A 20,569-nucleotide genomic window follows, 5' to 3' on the forward strand; every position below is an offset into this window, starting at 1 on the left:
GGATGACTGCTAATTTACATTAAATAAAAGCACTAAATTCGCATCCGACTCCTTTTAATGTCCGAACATGGTAAAGCGTAATATAAAATGGCTTCTTGTTGTGCTGGTATTAGGTTTATACCCCTCAATCTTGTATGCCGAAGACCCTTATGGAGAGATGAAAGCTCTGGCAGATAGTGCGCGGAAAGTGTTGGGACAAGACCGGCTGCCTTCCGTCAATGCCCGGTGGATGAAATTTGCCCGCGAACTGAACGATACGGTACAGATTAGCGATGCCCACAACAACCTGATTTCTCATTATTATCAGTTGGGGGACATTGACCACCTGAAAGCCGCAACCTATGAATATATGGACTGGTGCCGGAAATACCAACGGACACGAGACCGGTATATGGCGTGGCGGCAGTACATTCAGCGCATGACAGAGAAAGGTATGCAGGAGGAGGCGATGGCTGAAACCGTCAGGCTCCATCAGGATGCCGAGCAAGCCCGGGACAAATACGGATTGGCATGTGGCGAAATGTGCATCGGGTATAACCATCGGGTCTTTGGAAACAACGTAAAACTGTGTATAGAGAATTACAACAATGCACTGAAACTTTTCGAGGAAGGCAGCTATTATCGTGACGCATACGTGGTGTTGCTTAATATTATCCAGACTTATCTTTCACGCAGTGAGTATGCAGAAGCCGGCGAGTATCTGAGTAAATTGTCGCAACTGGAGGATGAACTGAACCGTAAACAAGTCGGCGTAGACCCTTCCCTGCACCTGCGTTTCTGTGAATTCAGGGTTATAGGCTTATTGGCCAATGAAGGTAGAAAGGCTGCTGAGCCTTATATTGAGGAGACTGACCGCTTCTACCGTCAACATCCGGAGAGCTCGACGCCCGAAGCATGGTTTGGCTATAAGATAATGTGTTGCCGTATCCTCGGTGATTTGAAAGGTAACATTGCTTACGTGGATTCACTCATGGATTATCAGCATTCACTGGGGCTTTGCTATCCTTATAACCATTATATGAAAGGAGAACTGCAGGAACAGTTGGGCGATTATCGTGCGGCTTGCCGCAGTTATGCCAGATATGCCGCCGTGAGTGACTCCGTGCGTACGGCAGAAATGGATGACAAGCTAAGCAAATATACGGCACAGTTTGAGGTGGACCGGTTGAAGATGGAGAAGCTGGAGCTGAGTGCCAGATTGAACAAGGAACGACTGATGATAGCCTTGGCCGTTGGCGGACTGGTATTGTTGCTTTTGCTGCTCATTACTTATCTGTATATCCGCACCCTCTCCATGAACCGCAAGTTGGAAGCTGCACGCAGGGCGGTGGAAAAAATGAGCCAGGTCAAAAGTTCCTTTATACAGCATATCACCCATGAAATCCGTACTCCGTTGAATTCCATCGTCGGCTTTTCTACCTTGCTGGCTCAAGAGAAACTGGATGATGTGGAGAAACGCGAGTATGTTGAACAAGTGGAGGGCAACAATACATATCTGTTGAGTCTGATGGAGAACATACTCAATATTGCGGATATGGATTCGCGAGTGTGGGAGATGCCGCGGGAGGAGATAGAAGTGGATGCGTGTTGCAAGGAATGTATTGAGGGCTTCCGTCCGGAACTGAAGCCGGGAGTTGAACTGGAATATGTGCCTGCTTCCGGCATTATGGCCTTTTATGCAGCCCGGCAATGGCTGAAAATGGTGCTGGTGTCTTTGTTGGATAATGCGGTGAAGTTTACGGAAGAAGGTCATATACGCGTTTCCTGCGAGGAAGATAAGTCCCGACATGTATTGCGCTTCGTGATAGAGGATACCGGTATAGGCATCAGGCCGGACGAATCGGACCGTATTTTCGAACGTTTTTATAAAGTGGACACGTTTACCAAAGGGTCCGGATTGGGGCTTGCCATAGCCAATGAGATAATGGAGTTGGTGGGAGGCCGGATTTATCTGGATGACACCTATTGCGGAGGATGCCGCTTTATTGTGGAATGGCCGATGAAGGACAAACCTTAATTATAAACTATTTTAAGTGTTAAAAAGCTGTAATTAGAGAATGAGAGTAAAATCCCTTTTATGTGTATTCTTCTTGCTGCTAATGGCGGGAGGAGTATTTGCGCAAGTGCAGACCGGGTCTGCCTATCCTAAACGTGAATTTCGTGCAGCATGGATACAGTCAGTAAACGGACAGTTCCGTGGAATGCCGACCGAAAAACTGAAGCAGAATCTGATCGGGCAGTTGAATTCCTTGCAGAAGGCGGGAATCAACGCCATAATTTTCCAGGTACGTCCCGAAGCGGATGCTCTGTATGCTTCCAGACTGGAACCGTGGAGTCGTTTCCTTACCGGAGTGCAGGGTAAAGCGCCCGAACCCTATTGGGACCCTATGCAGTTTATGATTGATGAATGCCATAAGCGTGGTATGGAGTTTCATGCATGGATTAATCCGTATCGCACGAAGACGACCTTGAAGAGTGAGTTGGCTCCCAATCATGTGTACAATATCCATCCGGAATGGTTTGTCACTTATGGCGACCAGTTGTATTTTGACCCGGCACTGCCTGAGAGCCGCCGGCACATCTGCATGGTGGTGAGCGACATCGTTTCCCGCTATGATGTGGATGCCATTCATATGGACGATTACTTTTATCCTTATCCCATTAAGGGAAAGGATTTCCCTGACGATGCAAGTTTTGCACGTTTTGGCGGAGGTTTCAGCAATAAAGGAGACTGGCGCCGGAGCAACGTGAATGTGCTGATTAAGAAACTGCATGAAACAATTCGTGAAATCAAGCCGTGGGTGAAGTTCGGGGTTTCTCCGTTTGGCATTTACCGGAATGAAAGCAGTGACCCGCTTGGCAGTAAGACCAAAGGCCTGCAAAACTACGATGACCTTTATGCGGACGTGTTGCTGTGGGCCCGTGAAGGTTGGATAGACTATAATATTCCGCAGATTTATTGGCATATAGGACATCCGGTTGCCGACTATGAGACACTGGTGAAGTGGTGGGCCAGGAATACGGAAAACCGCCCCTTGTTTATCGGCCAGTCCGTGATGAACACCGTGCAGAATGCCGACCCCAAGAACCCGTCGATAAATCAGCTTCCTCGCAAAATGGCCTTGCAACGGGCCTATCAGACCATCGGTGGCAGTTGCCAGTGGCCTGCCAGTGCGGTTGTAGAGAATGCAGGCAAGTATCGCGATGCCCTGATTGCCGAATATCATAAGTATCCGGCGCTACCTCCCGTTTTCGATTTCATGGATAACGAAGCCCCGGCAAAGGTACGTAAGATGAAACCGGTGTGGACGGAAGACGGATATATTCTTTTCTGGACAGCTCCCAAGTATAAAGAGGAAATGAACCGTGCCGTCCAATATGTGGTCTATCGCTTTAATGACAAAGAGAAAGTGAATATAGATGACCCTTCCCATATTGTAGCCATCACGCGCGATAATTTCTATAAACTTCCTTACGAAGACGGAAAGACAAAGTACCGCTATGTGGTGACAGCCTTGGACCGTCTGCATAATGAATCGAAATCCGTTGGAAAGAAGATTAAACTTTAAAAATTAGGGATTAAGGATTAGGGATTAATCATTAACGTTTAATCCTTAATCCCTAATAAAGTATCAATCCTGCTATTCCACAAGCTACAATCATTCCTATCGGGTTCAGTTTATATTTCTTTGTGCCTATAAATGTCACGAGGAAGATGAGGCAGCTGATGACGAAGGAATATATGTCTTCTTTGGGAGAACTGAAGTTTTCCGAATTCATCAATACCAGCGCGGCTGAGGCCAGCAGACCGACTACTGCCGGGCGGAGCCCACTGAATACCGCTTCCACGGAAGGATGTTTCTGGTATTTCAGAAAGAATTTGCTGATGGTCAGCATCAGTAGGAAAGAAGGAAGCACCACGGCAAACGTAGCAATAATAGAACCTAAAATACCATAGCTTGTACCGTAGCAATCAGCTATCGTAGTATAACCCACATAAGTTGCCGAATTGATTCCTATCGGACCGGGTGTCATCTGGCTGATTGCCACAATATCAGTAAATTCCTGCGCTGTAAGCCAACCGTAACGGGTAACTACTTCACCTTGTATCATAGACAACATGGCATATCCGCCACCAAAGCCGAAAAGCCCAATCTTAAAGAATGTATAGAATAACTGTAAGAAAACCATGATTAGTAATTAATGATAAATGGTTAGTGATTAATGATTAATGTTGCTATCCTTTTTAATTTTTAATTCTTTAATTTTTAATTCTTCGGACGTTGAAAACGTCCGAAGCAGTATCCTCCTACACCTGCCGCAATGATAATCCAGATGGGAGAGAAGCCCAACAGCCAGATGAGCAGTGCTGAAACCACCGGTATCCATATGTTGTATCGGTTTATCCGGGCCGATTTAGCCATGCTGAATGTAGGGGCTGCAATCAATGCAACCACTGCCGGGCGAATACCTTTGAATATACGTTCCACAATGGTGTTGTCCTTGAAGTTGTGAAAGAACAACGCTATGGCGAGGATGATGAGAAACGAAGGAAGTATGGTTCCCAATGCAGTGATTATGCTCCCTCGTATTCCCCGTAGCCGATACCCTATAAAAATGGATATATTGACGGCAAGGATGCCCGGAGCGGACTGTGATATAGCAAGCAGGTCAATGAAATCTTCTTTGGCTATCCAGTTTCGTTTGGTTACGATTTCGTTTTCTATCAGCGGTACCATAGCATAACCGCCGCCGATGGTAAAGGCTCCTATCTTAAAGAAAATGGAGAATGCTTCAAGATATATATTCATATTCAAAATGTTGTAATTTACTTTATTTCTTTATCATCTTTCTCTTCCTTCCCTCTCTTGGCATACTGGCTTGGGCTCATATTGAAATGTTTCTTGAATACTTCACGGAAATATTTCGCATCACTGAAACCGGTCAGCTCTGAAATCTCGGTGATGGTATGCTTTTGTTCTTTCAGAAGTTGGGCAGCATGTTTCAGTCGAATCAGCCGGATGTAGTCAGCCGGAGCTTGGTCGGTCAGTGCCTTTATCTTATTGTAGAAGCTGGTCCTACTCATATTCAGCAGGTTGCAGAGCACGTCGACGTTGAAGCTTGGGTTGTCCATATTGTCTTCGACGCTCTTTTTGACGGTTGCAATGAATTTCCAGTCCAAGTCGTTGGAGCAGTTGATGCAATCCGTATTGTTCTTCTCGTCGTTCAGGTCCAGGCTGGCATATTTGTGGCGCAACAGTGCCCGGTTAGTCAGCAGGTTGGCAATGTTTGCCCGCAATATACCGATATTGAAGGGTTTCACAATATATTCATCCGCTCCGCTTTGCAGTCCCTCGATGATATTCTTGTCGGTATTCAGTGCTGTGAGCAGGATGATGGGGATATGTGATGTCTCGATGTCGTTCTTCAGGATATGACACAATTCGTCTCCTCTCATTTCCGGCATCATAATGTCTGAAATGACGAGGTTGGGCATATACTCCTTGACAATGGTCAGTGCTTCTTTTCCATTGGAGCATACTTGTATGTTGTATTGTTCAGACAATGTTCTGCGCAGATATTCCCTTAATTCGTCATTGTCCTCTACAATAAGAATTTTCTGGTGGTTACTGTTGTTTTGTGACTGTTGCTGCGTCTTGTCGTAGATTCCACTGGAAGCAGGGGATGATGTAGTAGAGGCATTGATAGGCACTCCGGAAGCCGAATAAACAATCCGTTCGTTTTTGGGTTGAGGGCGTTGGATTGCTTTGCGGAAATGCTTGTTCCCTTTGGGGAACGTGATTTTGATGCAAGAGCCTTTCCCTTCCATGCTGCTGAAGTTGAGCTTTCCTTTATGTAAGTGTACAAGTTTCCCTACCAGAAGTAGTCCGATGCCGCTGCCGGTAACTTTGGAATTGATAGCATTACTGCCACGGAAATGCATCTTGAACAGCTTTTTCTGTTCTGAAGCCGGAATTCCGATACCGGTATCTTTCACCTCAATACTCCAGGTATCTTCTGTCTCGGAAGTAAAGACATGTACATTGCCGCCGTCCGGTGTATATTTCAGTGCGTTGGATATGATATTTTTCAAAATGGAATCCATCTTGTCCTTATCTAACCATACGTTCAGATAACGGAAGCTGCTTTCGTAGGTCAGGTTGATGTGTTTTATGTTTGCGTATGAACGGAAAGCATCGATCGTCTCTTCCATATATGTGCTCAGTTCGTATTCGGATACGTATAGACTTCCGGAATAGGTGTCTGCGCGCTCGAAATTAATAAGGTTGGTGGTCAGGCGCAACAAGGCATTTACGTTTCGCAGGGCTGTATTGATGTTGCTCTGTCCGCTGGAAGTCAGTTGCTCGCGTTCGGTGATTTCTTCCAAGGGTGCTTTGATGAGCGTCAGTGGAGTACGTATATCATGCGCCGTATTGACGAAGAAGCGTATTTTCTCATCGGATTCTTTCCGCTGTTTTCTCAAGACTATTATTCGCAGAGTGATGCTTGCAATGGATATGATAATTACTGCATAGAGTATCAGCGCCCAGAAACTGAGCCAGAGGGGTTGCTCGATAATGATGTCCATACTGCGTTCCTCCAGGACAATACGACGGTCTTCGTTGGAGATGGCACGTACGCGGAGGGTATAGTTGCCCGGACTCAGGTTGGTAAAACGGATGACGTTTTCCTCTCCCGGACGGCTCCAACCCTCATAGAAGCCTTCCAGTTTCCAGGAGTACAGAATTAGGGAAGGATAGTCATAGTTGATGTCTGAGACCTGCAATGAGAAGATGTTCTGGTTGTACTTCAAACGCAAGGTTTTTGTCTCGTCAATATCCAGAATAAGTGGAGAACCTTCATCCTTGGGATAAACGGTCTGATAGAATACCCGCAGGTCATTGAATACCATTTTGAACTTATAGTCGCGAGGCAGGACCATGTCCTTGTCGAACTCTATGGCTCCATCCGTACTGCCGAAAATGAAATTGCCGTTTTTCCTCAAGGTGCCTGAGGCTGCGTTGAAATGGTCAGACTTCAGTCCTTGTTCTTTGGTCCAGTTATGGAATGTCTCTTCGGCAGGATAGAAGGTGGACAGACCGTGTTCTGTACTCAGGAAGATATTTCCTTTACCATCGGACAATAGTGTATAGATATTATTGGAAATCAAAGCGCAGTTGTCTCTATGATAATGTCTGAATGTGTTTTTGGTCGTATCATATACCAGTAAACCGGCATTGTTGGTACCGATATACAGCATTCCGTCGGAAGCTTGGTATAGAGAATAGATGTAATAGGATTCTACCGGCATCTGGATATAGCTATACTTACCGGTTACTTTTTCCAATAGGTACAAGCCGGTGGCAGTGCCTATCCACATATGTGTGGAGTCCTTCTCTATGATAGCGGTGATACCATTCAAGCCCGGGAAGTGCCGTATGTTTTTTCTGGAATAATCTATTTCTTTTAAGTTATAATACCCTCCGGACCAGATGTTTCCTGAAGAATCTTTCATAATGGAACGAATATACTTGTCTGGCCGGATATTCAGATTGCTGAATAAGGATGGGGTAAAGAAGTCTATGGACAGTTGCTTCTTGTTTATCTGGTAGATGCCGGAACTATACCCTCCGGCCCAGATGATGCCGGGCTCCACCTCGCATAGTGAGATGAAGGTGTGATTTTTGCTATGGCTTTCGGAGTCGAAGGTGCTGAGAAAAGAATGCCATTGTTTCGTCTTGCTGTAATAGAGGCTGATTCCGTTGTTCGTGGCAAACCATAAATCTCCGTCATGGTCCTCGATGATGGCGTTTACCTGGTCATTGATGAGTGATTGTTTATTGCCGATAGAGTGTTTTATCCATTGGTAATCGGTATATCGGTTGTTGCGTACAGTTATGCCGATGGGATAATTGGCCATCCAGATACGCTGCTCGCTGTCGATGTAAATGTCATTGATAGTATTTCCGTTCATTGAGTTGTACCGATTGTAGTCGGCAACGATATACGGTTCGGATGCATAGGTACCGGTATTCATCTTGTAGACACCGGCTCCGTCCGTTGCGATGAGAATCTCATTGTCATTGAAGGCACGGATACAGTTGATGCTGATGTCCATCAGTCCGGATGGTATATGCATGACCTTGTGCTTGTTTAGGTCATAGGAGAATATTCCCCGCTGGAAAGTACCGATAAAAACCTTGTGGGATGGTTTGTGATAGTATAGTTCGTTGATTTGTATCTTCAAGGTATCCAACTGGTTGCAGGGGCTGAGGGTGAGGATGTTGTTGGCCAGTTCAGCATAGTGTATGCCGATGTCGGTTCCGATGAAGAAGTGGGTCGAATCAATCTGTGCGATATCCGTAATTCGTTCTCCTATTTCGTTTTGAATGAATGTTACCTTCTGGGTATTGCTGTCGTACAGATATAGGGCATCTTCATTGCAAAGCCATATTACGCTGTTGGCATCCACAAAACCGTAACTGATAGGGGTTGGACGTCCTTTCACTTCGCTTTCGGGTAGCTTGTATACCAGGACAAAGCGATCGTGTTTTGTATCATAGCGGAACACACGTCCTTTTTTGCCTATTTCCCATATGGTGCCTTTGGGGTCAACATAGAGCCAATTCAGGTTCATCATGGAATTCACTTCTTCATCTCCATCCATCAATTTGTACGGCTTGAAGTCCTTTCCGTTGTATCGGTCGATGCCGTCGTGGGTAAGAAACCACATGTAACCTTTAGGTCCCTTTTGAATTGCATATACCCGTCTGTTGCTCAAACCGTCTTCCACACCGATGTATTTGTATGTTTGTGCAATGCCTATAATTGGCAATAATAGTAGTATGTAGAAAAAGAAGTACTTTTTCATAATTGTCGAACGGTTTTTTGAATGTTGTACTGAGGGAGAGTTGAAAATAAACACAAAAATAATGCTTTTGTTTGAGAAAAACAAAAAGAAAGCGAAGAATAGAAATGTAACAAGCGCGGGATTATTCATAACCCGCGCTTGTTACATTTTTATAAAAAAGGAAGTTCAGCTCATTTTTTATTGGCTTCCACCCACTTGCGTGCATTGACAAATGCTTCTACCCAAGGAGTGATTTGGTCGCTGTTTACGCGGTCTGCGGGGTAGCAACCGTTCTGCCAGGGGAAGATGGCACGTTCCAAGTGGGGCATCATGGCCAGATGACGTCCGTCGGCACTTGCCAATCCGGCTATGGAATAATCTGAGCCGTTGGGGTTGGAAGGATATTCGTCGTATGAGTATTTCAGCACGACGTTGTATTTGTCCTCGTCGTATGGCAAGGAGAATTTTCCTTCACCGTGAGCTACCCAGATACCCAGTTTGCTGCCACTCAGTGAGCCGAGCATTACGCTGCGGTTGGTGGGGACGGTAACACCGAGGAATCTGGATTCAAACTTGTGTGAGTCATTATGAAGCATCTTGCCGTTTTTCTTGTGCTCGGGATTGATAAGATTAAGTTCCATCATGAGCTGGCAGCCGTTGCAGACACCCAGTGAAAGCGTATCCTCGCGTGCATAATATTTGTCGAGCGCTTCTTTTGCTTTCGGATTGAAGAGGAAAGCACCTGCCCAACCCTTAGCAGAACCAAGAACGTCGGAGTTGGAGAAACCACCGCAGTAAACAATCATGTTTACATCTTCCAGCGTCTCGCGGCCGCTGATAAGGTCGGTCATTGTAACATCCTTCACATCGAAGCCTGCCAGATAGAGTGAGTAGGCCATTTCGCGTTCGCCGTTGGTTCCTTTTTCACGGATGATGGCGGCGCGTATACCTGACGGTGTACGGCGGTCCGGATTAATGCCGTATTGTGAGAACTTGCCTTTGAAGTCCGGCATGAAGGCGAATTCCACCGGTTGCATCTTGTAGTTTTCGAAACGCTTCTTGGCGCAGCCGTTCATGGACTGCTTACGGTCAAGGAGATAAGAAGTAGAGTACCATACATCACGCATATAGTCGATGCCAAACTGATAAGTAGCATCGCCTTTTGATACAAGAATATGGCGTTCGTCTGTCGGTTTGCCGAGCTTCACGTAACCTACGCCTGCATCTTCCAGTATTTGCTTTACAGCTTCCTTGTGCTTGTCGCTCACCTGGATAACGATACCCGGGTTCTCTGCAAACAGAATCTTGATAAGGTCTTGCTCCTTGATTTTATCCAGGTTGATTTCCATACCGCCTTCCACATTGGCAAAGCACATTTCAAGCAGTGTAGTGATAAGACCACCGGCGGAAATATCATGTCCGGCAAGAATCAGTCCCTTGTTGACCAGTTCCTGCACGGCAAGGAAAGCATCGCGGAAGTATTCGGCATCCTGCACGCTGGGAACTTCGTCACCTACCTTGCCCAGGGTCTGAGCAAAGGCGGAACCGCCGAGTTTCAGGTTGTCGAAACTGAAGTCTATATGATAAATGGTAGTCTTTTCATTGTTAACCAGCACCGGAGATACGACTTTCTTGACGTCGGAAACTTCTCCACCGGCAGAAACAATTACCGTGCCCGGAGAAATTACTTTGCTGCCGTCGGGGTATTTCTGTGTCATGGAAAGAGAGTCTTTACCGGTCGGTACATTGATTTGCAGGGAACAGCAGAAGTCACTCAAGGCCTTTACTGCCGTGTACAGACGGGCATCTTCACCTTCTTGCGAACGGCAAGGCCACATCCAGTTGGCAGAAAGGGAAACGCTGTCCAGACCTTCGGCAAGCGGTGCCCAAACCAAGTTGGTCAATGCTTCGCTGACGGAAAGAACGGAGCCGGCTGCCGGGTCGGCAAGTGCCGCCTGGGGAGCATGGCCCAGAGAGGTTGCGATACCCTTTTCGCCGCGATAGTCCAAAGCTACCACACCACAATCGCTCAGAGGCAACTGCAATTCACCCTGGCACTGTTGGCGAGCAATTTTGCCTGTTACAGAACGGTCCACCTTGTTTGTCAACCAGTCTTTACAAGCCACAGCTTCCAGTTGGAGCACATTGGTGAGGTATTCGTGTAGTTGGGAAACTTCGTATTGGGGCATTTCGTAGTGACGTTCCACGGTCTTGTCCACCATATAGGTCTTGGGGGAAGAGCCGAACATCTGTTCTACGGCGAGGTCGAACGGACGTACACCGTCAGCTTGCTGGAAGGCAAAGCGATGGTCGCCGGTCGTTTCACCGACTACGTACATCGGGGCACGCTCACGTTCGGCTACCTTGCGTACATGTTCGATGGCCTCTTCCTGAATCAGCAAGCCCATGCGTTCCTGGCTTTCGTTGGCAATGATTTCCTTGGCAGACAGAGTCGTGTCACCGATGGGCAACTTGCTCATGTCAATTAAACCGCCGCATTCCTCTACCAATTCGGACAGACAGTTTACATGTCCGGCAGAGCCGTGGTCGTGGATGGAAACCACCGGATTGGTCTCTTCCTCACAAAGTGCGCGTACCACGTTGTAGGCGCGTTTCTGCATTTCGGCGTTGGCGCGTTGTACAGCATTCAGCTCGATGCCACTGCTGTAGCGTCCGGTATCTACGGAAGATACGGAGCCGCCGCCCAAACCGATGCGATAATTGTCTCCACCGATGACAACCACTTTGTTGCCGGCTTCCGGTGTACCTTTCAAACAGTCACGCTGGGTACCGTAGCCTACGCCTCCGGCAAGCATAATCACTTTGTCGTAACCATAGACTTCATCTTTTTCCTTATGTTCGAAAGTGAGCACGGAACCGCAGATTAGCGGTTGGCCGAATTTGTTCCCGAAATCACTGGCACCATTGGAGGCTTTGATTAGTATTTGTTCGGGAGTTTGATACAGCCATTTGCGTACCGGCAGAATCTCTTCCCAGGGACGTCCTTCTTCCGTACGGGGGTAGGAGGTCATGTAAACGGCTGTTCCGGCAATCGGCCAAGAGCCCTTACCGCCGCCCATACGGTCGCGAATCTCACCGCCCGTACCGGTAGACGCACCGTTGAACGGTTCTACTGTTGTGGGAAAGTTATGTGTTTCCGCTTTCAGGGAGATGACACTCTTGATGTCTTTTACTTGGAAATAGTCGGGCTTGGAGTGGTCTGCCGGAGCAAACTGTTCGATAACCGGACCTTCGGCAAAGGCCACATTGTCTTTGTAGGCAGAGATAATCTTGTTGGGATTCTCTTGTGTGGTCTTCTTTATCATTTGGAAGAGTGAAGATTCCTGTTCCACTCCATCGATGATGAATGTTCCGCCGAAGATTTTGTGACGGCAGTGCTCGGAGTTGATTTGCGCGAAGCCGAATACTTCGGAGTCTGTCAGAGGGCGCCCGAGGTCTCTCTCTACCTTCTTGAGGTAATCCATTTCCTCTTTGGAAAGTGCCAGACCTTCCTTTTCATTGTATGCCTCCAGGTCTTCGATGTGTACAATCGGTTCCGGCTGCCGGTTGGTTGTAAATACATTCTGGTCCAGCCCCTTGTACATACGTTGCAGCATCGGGTCGTGGTCTGCGTTCTCATCTTTTACGGGGAAGTACTCTTCGATGCGTATGATGCCGTCCAGCCCCATATTCTGGGTGATTTCTACGGCGTTTGTACTCCAAGGAGTAATCATCTCACGGCGCGGGCCGACGAAATGTCCTTTCAGGTTGTCTTCACTTTCGGGGGTGGCTTCTCCAAAAAGCCAGCAGAGTTTGTCGCTGTCTGCCTGGGGGAGTTCATGATTACATTCTACGGCAATCACACTCTTGGATGGGGTTCTGAAAAAAAGAATCATAGTTATATTTACGATTTTACGATTTACGATTTTACGATTGAAGTTACTTCTTTGAGTATCTTCATCTTTTCTTCTTGGGGGCAAAGATACGTAAAATCGGTGGGGAGGAGAAAAAAAGGAAAACAAAAAACGCATGCAATTTTACTCGTATGCGTTTTTTGTTCTGTTTCATAAAAACCGGATGTGTGTTATTGTATGACGATTTCATCCGTAAATAAGAATTGCTTCTTCCCTTGTATGGCATGGAAGCGTACATATCGTGTCTCAGTGGGGGTGCCAATCCAGCCGAAATCACGGAATATCACGTCCTTTCCGGCCTCTTCCTCGCTGCAGATATCACTGCCCAGCAGGGTGAAGTTCTTGCCATCAACAGATGCCCATACTTCCACTTTGGCAGGGAGAAATACTTGTGGGGTACGGATTTGCATGAAGTTGGCCATGACCCGATGTATGGCGGTCACTTCGCCCAGGTCGATAATGGCATCCAAATCATTGGGGCAGAAGCCCTGCCATCGTCCGTCCATGTAGCTTTTGCCGCCGCGAAGTCCGTCGAGGAGACCGGCGTCACCGCCGCCTTTGTATACTTCTTTATGCTGATAGTATCTGCCGCCCGGTGCATAGGTTATCTTTTTGCCTATGCCCTTATGGTAGTCGGTGCGCAGGTGAAGGCTTTTTCCGATAGGCTTTTCTCCGTCGAAAAGGCGTGCGGTCAGCAATATGGAGTCTTTTACGGCAAACGGTTTCTTGTATAACTTGGAAGATACAGTCGGTTCGGAGCCGTCCGTTGTGTAGCGGATGTCAATCGGATGTTTTTCGGAGGTGAGGGACAGCATGATTTTTTTCTTGGCATAGTCAACGGTCTGGCTGGTCTGCACTTGTTCCGACAAGGTGAACGGGTTGTACCCTTTCGTCCGGATGTATCGTATTTCGTTGTTGATACGTCTCTTGAAACTCTCCGGATGCTTGTTCTCCATGGGAGTCCAGCCTACTTCTGCCAGAGCGATGATGCGTGGGTATATCATATATTCGGCATGTTCGTAAGTGGGCAGATATTCAGCCCATACATTGCCTTGCACGCCTAATATGTATTTGCAGATATCACTTCCCAATGAATCGGGAGCCGGGTCGTAGGAGTAGGTCTGTCCGATGGGGATGCAGGCGCCAAACGCCAGCGGCTGTGTCTCAGGGTCATCCTGGTAGTGGTCCAGATAGCAGTGGCTCTCCGGTGTCATGATGGCGTAATGCCCCATGCGGGCGGCGGCAATGCCACCCTCCGTACCCCGCCACGACATGACGGTTGCGTTGGGGGCCAGGCCTCCATCCAGTATCTCGTCCCAGCCGATGATTTCACGCCCTTTGTCGTTGAGGTACTTCTCTATGCGGACTATCATATAGCTTTGCAGCTCACTTTCATCTTTGAGCCCTTCTTCCTTCATGCGCTTCTGGCATTTGGGGCATGCCTTCCAGTGGCGTCTGCTGGCTTCATCACCTCCAATATGGATATACCGGGAAGGGAACAGCCGTATCACTTCATCCAGCACATCTTCGAAGAACTTGAAGGTCTCTTCGTTTCCGATACAGACTTCACCGGATGTATAAGGCTTGCCGGTACAGGACAGCTGTGGATAGGCTGCCAGTACTTCTCCCGAGTGTCCCGGCATTTCTATTTCGGGGATAACGGTGACATGCCTCAAGCGGGCATATTCCAGAACCTCACGTACATCCGCTTCCGTATAGTAGCCTCCATAGGCTCCTTCTTCATCCTTCTCGCAGAAGTGGTGGTCATATTTCCCCCAATCCTGCAGATTGGCGGCTTTTCTCCAGGCTGCGAATTCTGTCAGGCGAGGATAGCCCGGAATCTCCAGCCGCCATCCGGCGCCGTCGGTCAGATGCCAATGCAGGCGGTTGATTTTGTAGGTGGCTACCAGGTCTATTTGTTTCTTGACATAGTCCGTGTTAAAGAAGTGTCTTGAAACATCCAGGTGCAGCCCACGATAGGGGAATCTGGGTTCGTCCTTGATGGTCGTGACTGGCAGTTCCTTCCCGTTACGGGCAAGTTGTGCCAGGGTTTGCAGTCCATAGAAGGCACCTGCTGCGGAGGAGGCCTGAATGTTTACACCTTGTTTGCTGACTGTCAGGTTGTAGCCTTCGGCAGCGATTGGATTATCCGTTGCGTCCGTTATTTCTATCGTTACAAAAGGGTTCTTGTCGACAAGCTTCATGGGGATGGCAAAGTCCGGCAGATAGGCCAGCAGGTCATTCATGTCGGATTTCGCCAGATTGGTCGAGAAGGTTACCGTAGATGGCAGTTCGACTGTTTTTGACGTTGTTTGGGCATACTGCGGATATGGAACCACACCGAGTTCCTTGGGGGCTTCGCATGCCGTCAGTAGTAAGACGGCCATGGAAACGAGTGTTAGAGTTTTTTTTATTCGTTTCATAAGGGGGTATTGTTAAGTTCGGAGGTAAATATACGGAATAATATGTAAAATGGATAATCTTTACTTCTTAAAATCCTTTTCCGTCGAAAAAACGTTAACACTATTCGTTCGTCTCATAAAAAAGTCCGATATTTGCAGCCATGATTCAGATAGAGACCATATTTGACATATTGTGGAAGGGGTTCATTATCGGCGTCATTGTGTCCGCGCCATTGGGTCCTGTAGGAGTATTGTGTATTCAGCGTACTTTGAATAAAGGACGGTGGTATGGTTTCGTAACGGGGATAGGAGCTTCGCTAAGCGATATTGCATATGCTTTGCTGACGGGCTACGGGATGAGTTTCGTTTTTGATTATGTCAACAAGAACATCTTTTACCTGCAACTTTTCGGAAGCATTCTTCTGTTGGCGTTTGGCGTTTATACGTTCCGCAGCAATCCGGTACAGTCCATCCGGCCGGTATCCACCAATAAGGGTTCCTATTTCCATAACTTCATAACGGCATTTGCCGTCACACTTTCCAATCCACTGATTATTTTCCTTTTTGTAGGTCTTTTTGCTCGCTTTGCTTTTGTAAGTGAGGGTGTGCTGGTGTTCGAGGCCGTTACCGGATACCTGGCCATCGCATTGGGTGCTTTGGCTTGGTGGTTTGGCATAACCTTTTTTGTCAATAAGGTCCGTACACAATTCAACCTGCGAGGTATCTGGATACTGAACCGTATTATCGGGAGCATTGTCATTGTGGTGTCTGTGCTGGGACTGGTGTTTACGCTGATGGGTGAATCACTGTATTGAGTGGAAAGGTGAAAGTGGGAAGGTGAAAAATCATAATTCATACATTTTATCGTGAAGATTGCGCAACAACTGAAAGAGAAGAATATAGCCGAATACCTTATATATATGTGGCAGGTGGAGGATTTGCTCCGTGCCAACGGCTGTGACATAGACCGGATACGCCAGAACATCATTTTGCGCTATCCGGAGGAGGAACGGCCTGCGCTGGAAGAATGGTATGGAAATCTGGCAGGTATGATGCGTGCGGAAGGCGTAATGGAAAAAGGGCATCTGCAAATCAACCGTAATGTCATTCTGAATCTGACGGAGCTGCATGGCGAATTGCTGGCTTCTACGAAATATCCGTTCTATAATGCGGCTTATTTCAAGGCACTGCCTTTTATCGTGGAACTGCGTCAGAAGAACGGCCGGAAAGAGGAGTCTGAGGTAGACACTTGTTTCGAGGCGCTTTATGGAGTGCTGCTGTTGCGCTTGCAGAAGAAGGAAATCAGTCAGGGCACGGCAAAGGCTATGGAGGCCATCAGTGGTTTCATCTCGTTGCTTGCCAACTATTATGACAAGGAGAAGCGGGGAGAACTGGAGTTGATGGATAATTGATAGTGGATGATTGATAATTATGAAGGAAAATATTGTTCATCGTAACATTCTATATATAAGTGTAACTTTATTAAATGAATATTCTGATAACCGGTGCCAACGGTCAACTTGGCAATGAAATGCGAGTGTTGTCGAAAGAAAACGGACAACATGCTTATTTTTTCACTGACGTGCAGGAATTGGACATTTGCGACGAACAAGCTGTGCACAGGTTTGTGAAGGGTAACCGGATAGATGTGATTGTGAATTGCGCTGCTTATACGGCGGTGGACAAGGCAGAGGACAATCAGGAACTTTGCGACAAGCTGAATCATGTCGCTCCTGGCTATCTGGCTGCTGCTGCCGAAGCTTGCGGTGCTGCCTTGATACAAGTGTCCACCGATTATGTTTTCGACGGAACCGGACACACTCCCTATACGGAAGAGGCGGACACTTGCCCCAATTCGGTATATGGCTCTACTAAACTGGCAGGTGAGCAGGCGGTGATGAAGCATTGCAGCCGTGCCATGATTATCCGTACAGCATGGCTCTATTCCATTTACGGGAATAATTTTGTGAAGACGATGCTTCGTCTGGGACGTGAGCGAGAGACGCTGGGGGTTGTCTTCGACCAGATAGGCACACCGACATATGCCAATGATTTGGCACGTGCCATTTTTGCGGCTGTCAACCGGGGGATTGTTCCCGGTATCTATCATTTCAGCAACGAGGGTGTGTGCTCGTGGTATGATTTCACGTTGGCTATCCATCGCCTGGCCGGCATAAAGACCTGCAAGGTAAGCCCGCTGCATACGGATGAGTTTCCTGCCAAGGCGCCGCGTCCGCATTATTCCGTGTTGGACAAGACAAAGATAAAGAAGACATTCGGCATCGATATACCCCATTGGGAGGCGAGCCTTGCCGTCTGCATGAAGAATTTGGAAGAGTGATTATTACTGACTAATTGATATATGGCCAATAACAACGAAATAGAGAGACGGAGAACGTTTGCGATTATCGCGCATCCGGATGCCGGTAAGACATCATTGACCGAGAAGCTGTTGCTTTTTGGTGGACAAATCCAGGTGGCGGGTGCCGTAAAGAGCAATAAGATAAAGAAGACGGCAACGTCGGACTGGATGGATATTGAAAAACAGCGTGGTATTTCCGTTACCACTTCTGTAATGGAGTTCGACTACCATGACTACAAGGTCAACATCCTCGATACTCCGGGTCACCAGGACTTTGCCGAAGATACCTACCGCACGCTGACGGCTGTGGATAGCGTTATCATCGTGGTGGACGGTGCGAAAGGTGTGGAAACGCAGACACGCAAGCTGATGGAGGTCTGCCGTATGCGTAATACGCCGGTGATTATCTTCATCAACAAGATGGACCGTGAAGCCAAAGACCCGTTCGACCTGCTGGACGAACTGGAGGAGGAACTGCACATCCACGTGCGTCCTTTGACGTGGCCTATCGAGAGCGGTGTCCGTTTCAAGGGTGTCTACAATATCTACGAGCATAACCTCAACCTCTACCAGCCCAGCAAGCAGGTAGTGACGGAGAAGGTGGAAGTAGACATCCATACCGAGGAGCTGGACAACCAGATTGGCGCCCAGCTGGCCGACAAGCTGCGCGGAGAATTGGAACTGATAGACGGTGTTTACCCCGAATTCGATAAGGAGGAATACTTGAAAGGAGAGCTTGCTCCCGTATTCTTCGGTTCGGCACTGAATAATTTCGGTGTGCAGGAACTGTTGGATTGCTTTGTGGAGATTGCTCCCAGTCCCCGTCCCGTGAAGGCGGAAGAGCGTGAGGTGGAGCCGGAAGAGCCTAAATTTACCGGATTCATCTTTAAGATAACCGCCAATATCGACCCGAATCACCGTTCATGTATCGCTTTCTGCAAAATCTGCTCCGGGAAGTTTGTACGCAATGCCCCGTACTTGCATGTACGTCATGGCAAGACGATGCGTTTCTCGTCGCCTACGCAGTTCATGGCGCAGCGCAAGACAACTGTCGATGAGGCTTGGGCGGGAGATATTATCGGCCTGCCGGATAACGGTACGTTCAAGATTGGCGATACGCTGACCGAAGGCGAGGCGCTTCACTTCAAGGGACTTCCGAGTTTCTCTCCGGAGATGTTCAAGTACATTGAGAATGCCGACCCGATGAAGCAGAAACAGCTTGCCAAGGGTATCGACCAGTTGATGGACGAAGGTGTGGCGCAGTTGTTCGTCAACCAGTTCAACGGGCGTAAGATTATCGGTACGGTGGGGCAGTTGCAGTTCGAGGTCATCCAGTATCGTCTGGAGAACGAATACAGTGCGAAGTGCCGTTGGGAGCCGCTCAGTCTGTATAAGGCCTGCTGGATTGAGAGCGATGATGCGGCGGAGTTGGAAGCCTTCAAGAAGCGCAAATACCAGTACATGGCGAAAGACCGCGAGGGTAGGGATGTGTTCTTGGCCGACAGCGGATATGTGTTGCAGATGGCGCAGATGGACTTCAAGCATATCAAGTTCCACTTTACGAGTGAGTTCTAAGCTATACGATTTTTGCTGACTCACGGCTATAAATGATGCAAGTCGAAGAAAAAGAGGAGGTACAAAGTAATGAAAAACTTTGTACCTCTTTATTTATTGTGGGAAGAAAGTGTTACCTTTGTTTCTGCAACGATTAATATGCATTGATTATGAAAACTGTTGAAGTAAGCTCGTTCCTTACCGATTTTACACCTTGCTTATTATAAATTATAAACACAAAATTTCAAGATGAAACATACCTTCCTTTTTCTCCTGCTGATTCTCCTTCTGGGGCTGACAGCCTGCTCGAAACCTGCCGATAGAACTTTGATGGACTACGAACAGTCCCTTTCTCATGCTGACTCGTTGGTGCAATGCGGTGCTGTCGACAGTGTCCGGGCCGTCCGCCTGATTTCCGGCTTGCACCGTGAATACAATCAGATAAAGGAGCGCAGGCATGTGCGGCTGAAGTCGGTCAGTGGTTACGAACGTTTTTTCTGGGGAGTGTTTTCTGTGATTATGTTCAGCATTTCCGGTGCTATGCTGTTCAGCCTTGTCCGGTTCAAGAAAGAGCGCCACCACCGCAACTACCTTATCACCTTGAGCGAAAACGAACAGCGCTTGCGCAACAATGAACGCGAGCGCGAGGAACTGGAAGAATGCCTGAAGGAGATGTCGCTGACCGACGAAGAGCGCGAAGAAGTGCATAGCTCGCTGACGAACCTCATGGAACATGGCAGCCGTCTGGATAAGGAAAACGAGTCACTCCGTGCCCGTCTCAAGGAGTATGAAGACAACCCTGTGCCCCGCGAACTGGAACTGTTGAGGAAAGAGGGCGAGCGTGTCCGGATGCTCGACGGGCAGGTACAGGCGCTTGCTTCTGCCATGATAGACGCAGACGAAGTGGTGAAGCAGTTGCGCATCCAGTCCAAATTCCTTGCGGACAGCCAGTGGGACTACTTGCAGAAGCTTACTGACAGAGTATACAAGGGTGCTTCCAAACGCCTTGTCTTGCGCTTTCCCCAGCTTACGCCTGCCGACAGCCAGCTTTGCATGCTTATCCGCCTGCACTTCAGCAATGCACAGATTGCCACGCTCATTGCCGTGTCTCCCGCTTCCGTGTCCCAGCAGAAGTTTCGCCTGAAGAAACGGATGATGCAGGCAGATGGCAGGCTGTTTGCCGATGGAGAGACGTTGGATACAGTAGTGTGTCAAGTCTGAAATTTCGGATTGCAAGACAACAGTAACAAGGGTATGAAACTATTAGGTAGGCATTAAGATAAATTGGGCCCGTAATTTCTTTACGGAAATCCTTTTCCGTATCTTCAAGTGGGATTTGTCAAGTCCGGCTAATTATGAGTTCATAAAAACGCTATCAAAGACGGTATCATAAAAAATGGTATTGTATATGGACCGAACGGATCGGGTAAAACGTAAGCAGTCAAAAAATGGCTATTGATTGCAACCTCTATCTTCGCTGCGAACA

Annotated in this window: 12 protein-coding genes; 7 read left to right on the top strand and 5 right to left on the bottom strand. The window is 47.8% G+C overall.

Annotated features, from left to right (window positions below; genetic code table 11):
• Nucleotides 1-67: 67 nt before the first annotated feature.
• Both DW039_RS14245 and DW039_RS14250 read left to right on the top strand, forming a co-directional pair.
• Nucleotides 68-2,017 (top strand): sensor histidine kinase KdpD, encoded by a 1,950-nt coding sequence (locus DW039_RS14245; protein ID WP_057256358.1) that lies wholly within the window; start codon nucleotides 68-70, stop codon nucleotides 2,015-2,017.
• 40 nt (nucleotides 2,018-2,057) lie between these two features.
• A complete protein-coding gene (locus DW039_RS14250; RefSeq protein ID WP_034525493.1) occupies nucleotides 2,058-3,569 on the top strand; it encodes a glycoside hydrolase family 10 protein in 1,512 nt (503 codons plus the stop codon).
• 52 nt (nucleotides 3,570-3,621) lie between these two features.
• Here the strand turns inward: DW039_RS14250 and DW039_RS14255 are convergent, their stop codons facing one another.
• From DW039_RS14255 to DW039_RS14280, 5 genes are all read right to left on the bottom strand, one after another.
• Nucleotides 3,622-4,191, bottom strand: a complete 570-nt coding sequence (locus tag DW039_RS14255; protein ID WP_005826308.1) for a chromate transporter — start codon at nucleotides 4,189-4,191, stop codon at nucleotides 3,622-3,624.
• Nucleotides 4,192-4,268: 77 nt separating this feature from the next.
• The gene (locus tag DW039_RS14260; protein ID WP_005826309.1) at nucleotides 4,269-4,811 is read right to left on the bottom strand and encodes a chromate transporter; all 543 of its coding nucleotides are present in this window, start codon (nucleotides 4,809-4,811) and stop codon (nucleotides 4,269-4,271) included.
• A 17-nt stretch (nucleotides 4,812-4,828) separates the two neighbouring features.
• The gene (locus tag DW039_RS14265; RefSeq protein ID WP_120382060.1) at nucleotides 4,829-8,872 is read right to left on the bottom strand and encodes a two-component regulator propeller domain-containing protein; all 4,044 of its coding nucleotides are present in this window, start codon (nucleotides 8,870-8,872) and stop codon (nucleotides 4,829-4,831) included.
• Nucleotides 8,873-9,042: 170 nt separating this feature from the next.
• The gene (gene purL / locus DW039_RS14270) at nucleotides 9,043-12,747 is read right to left on the bottom strand and encodes a phosphoribosylformylglycinamidine synthase (protein ID WP_117866778.1); all 3,705 of its coding nucleotides are present in this window, start codon (nucleotides 12,745-12,747) and stop codon (nucleotides 9,043-9,045) included.
• A gap of 188 nt (nucleotides 12,748-12,935) precedes the next feature.
• Nucleotides 12,936-15,188, bottom strand: coding sequence for a family 20 glycosylhydrolase (locus tag DW039_RS14280; RefSeq protein ID WP_120382058.1), 2,253 nt, complete (start codon nucleotides 15,186-15,188; stop codon nucleotides 12,936-12,938).
• Nucleotides 15,189-15,328: 140 nt separating this feature from the next.
• Here DW039_RS14280 and DW039_RS14285 point away from each other — a divergent pair, with 140 nt between their 5' ends.
• The 5 genes from DW039_RS14285 (at nucleotide 15,329) to DW039_RS14305 (ending at nucleotide 20,304) form a co-directional block, all read left to right on the top strand.
• On the top strand, nucleotides 15,329-15,982 hold the full coding sequence (locus tag DW039_RS14285; RefSeq protein WP_044468349.1) for a LysE family translocator: 654 nt from the start codon (nucleotides 15,329-15,331) through the stop codon (nucleotides 15,980-15,982).
• A gap of 51 nt (nucleotides 15,983-16,033) precedes the next feature.
• Nucleotides 16,034-16,579: a DUF4924 family protein gene (locus DW039_RS14290; protein ID WP_057089248.1), complete on the top strand. Its 546-nt coding sequence runs from the start codon at nucleotides 16,034-16,036 to the stop codon at nucleotides 16,577-16,579.
• Nucleotides 16,580-16,653: 74 nt separating this feature from the next.
• Entirely contained in the window at nucleotides 16,654-17,508 is an 855-nt protein-coding gene (gene rfbD / locus DW039_RS14295) for a dTDP-4-dehydrorhamnose reductase (RefSeq protein WP_044468347.1), read from the top strand.
• Nucleotides 17,509-17,529: 21 nt separating this feature from the next.
• Complete coding sequence (locus DW039_RS14300; protein ID WP_005826320.1) at nucleotides 17,530-19,104, top strand: peptide chain release factor 3; 1,575 nt, start codon at nucleotides 17,530-17,532, stop codon at nucleotides 19,102-19,104.
• A 228-nt stretch (nucleotides 19,105-19,332) separates the two neighbouring features.
• A complete protein-coding gene (locus DW039_RS14305) occupies nucleotides 19,333-20,304 on the top strand; it encodes a hypothetical protein (RefSeq protein ID WP_057089247.1) in 972 nt (323 codons plus the stop codon).
• The last annotated feature ends 265 nt before the right edge of the window (nucleotides 20,305-20,569 follow it).

The sequence above is a fragment of the Bacteroides sp. AF39-16AC genome (genome assembly GCF_003602735.1).
Classification (GTDB): Bacteria; Bacteroidota; Bacteroidia; order Bacteroidales; family Bacteroidaceae; genus Bacteroides; species Bacteroides uniformis.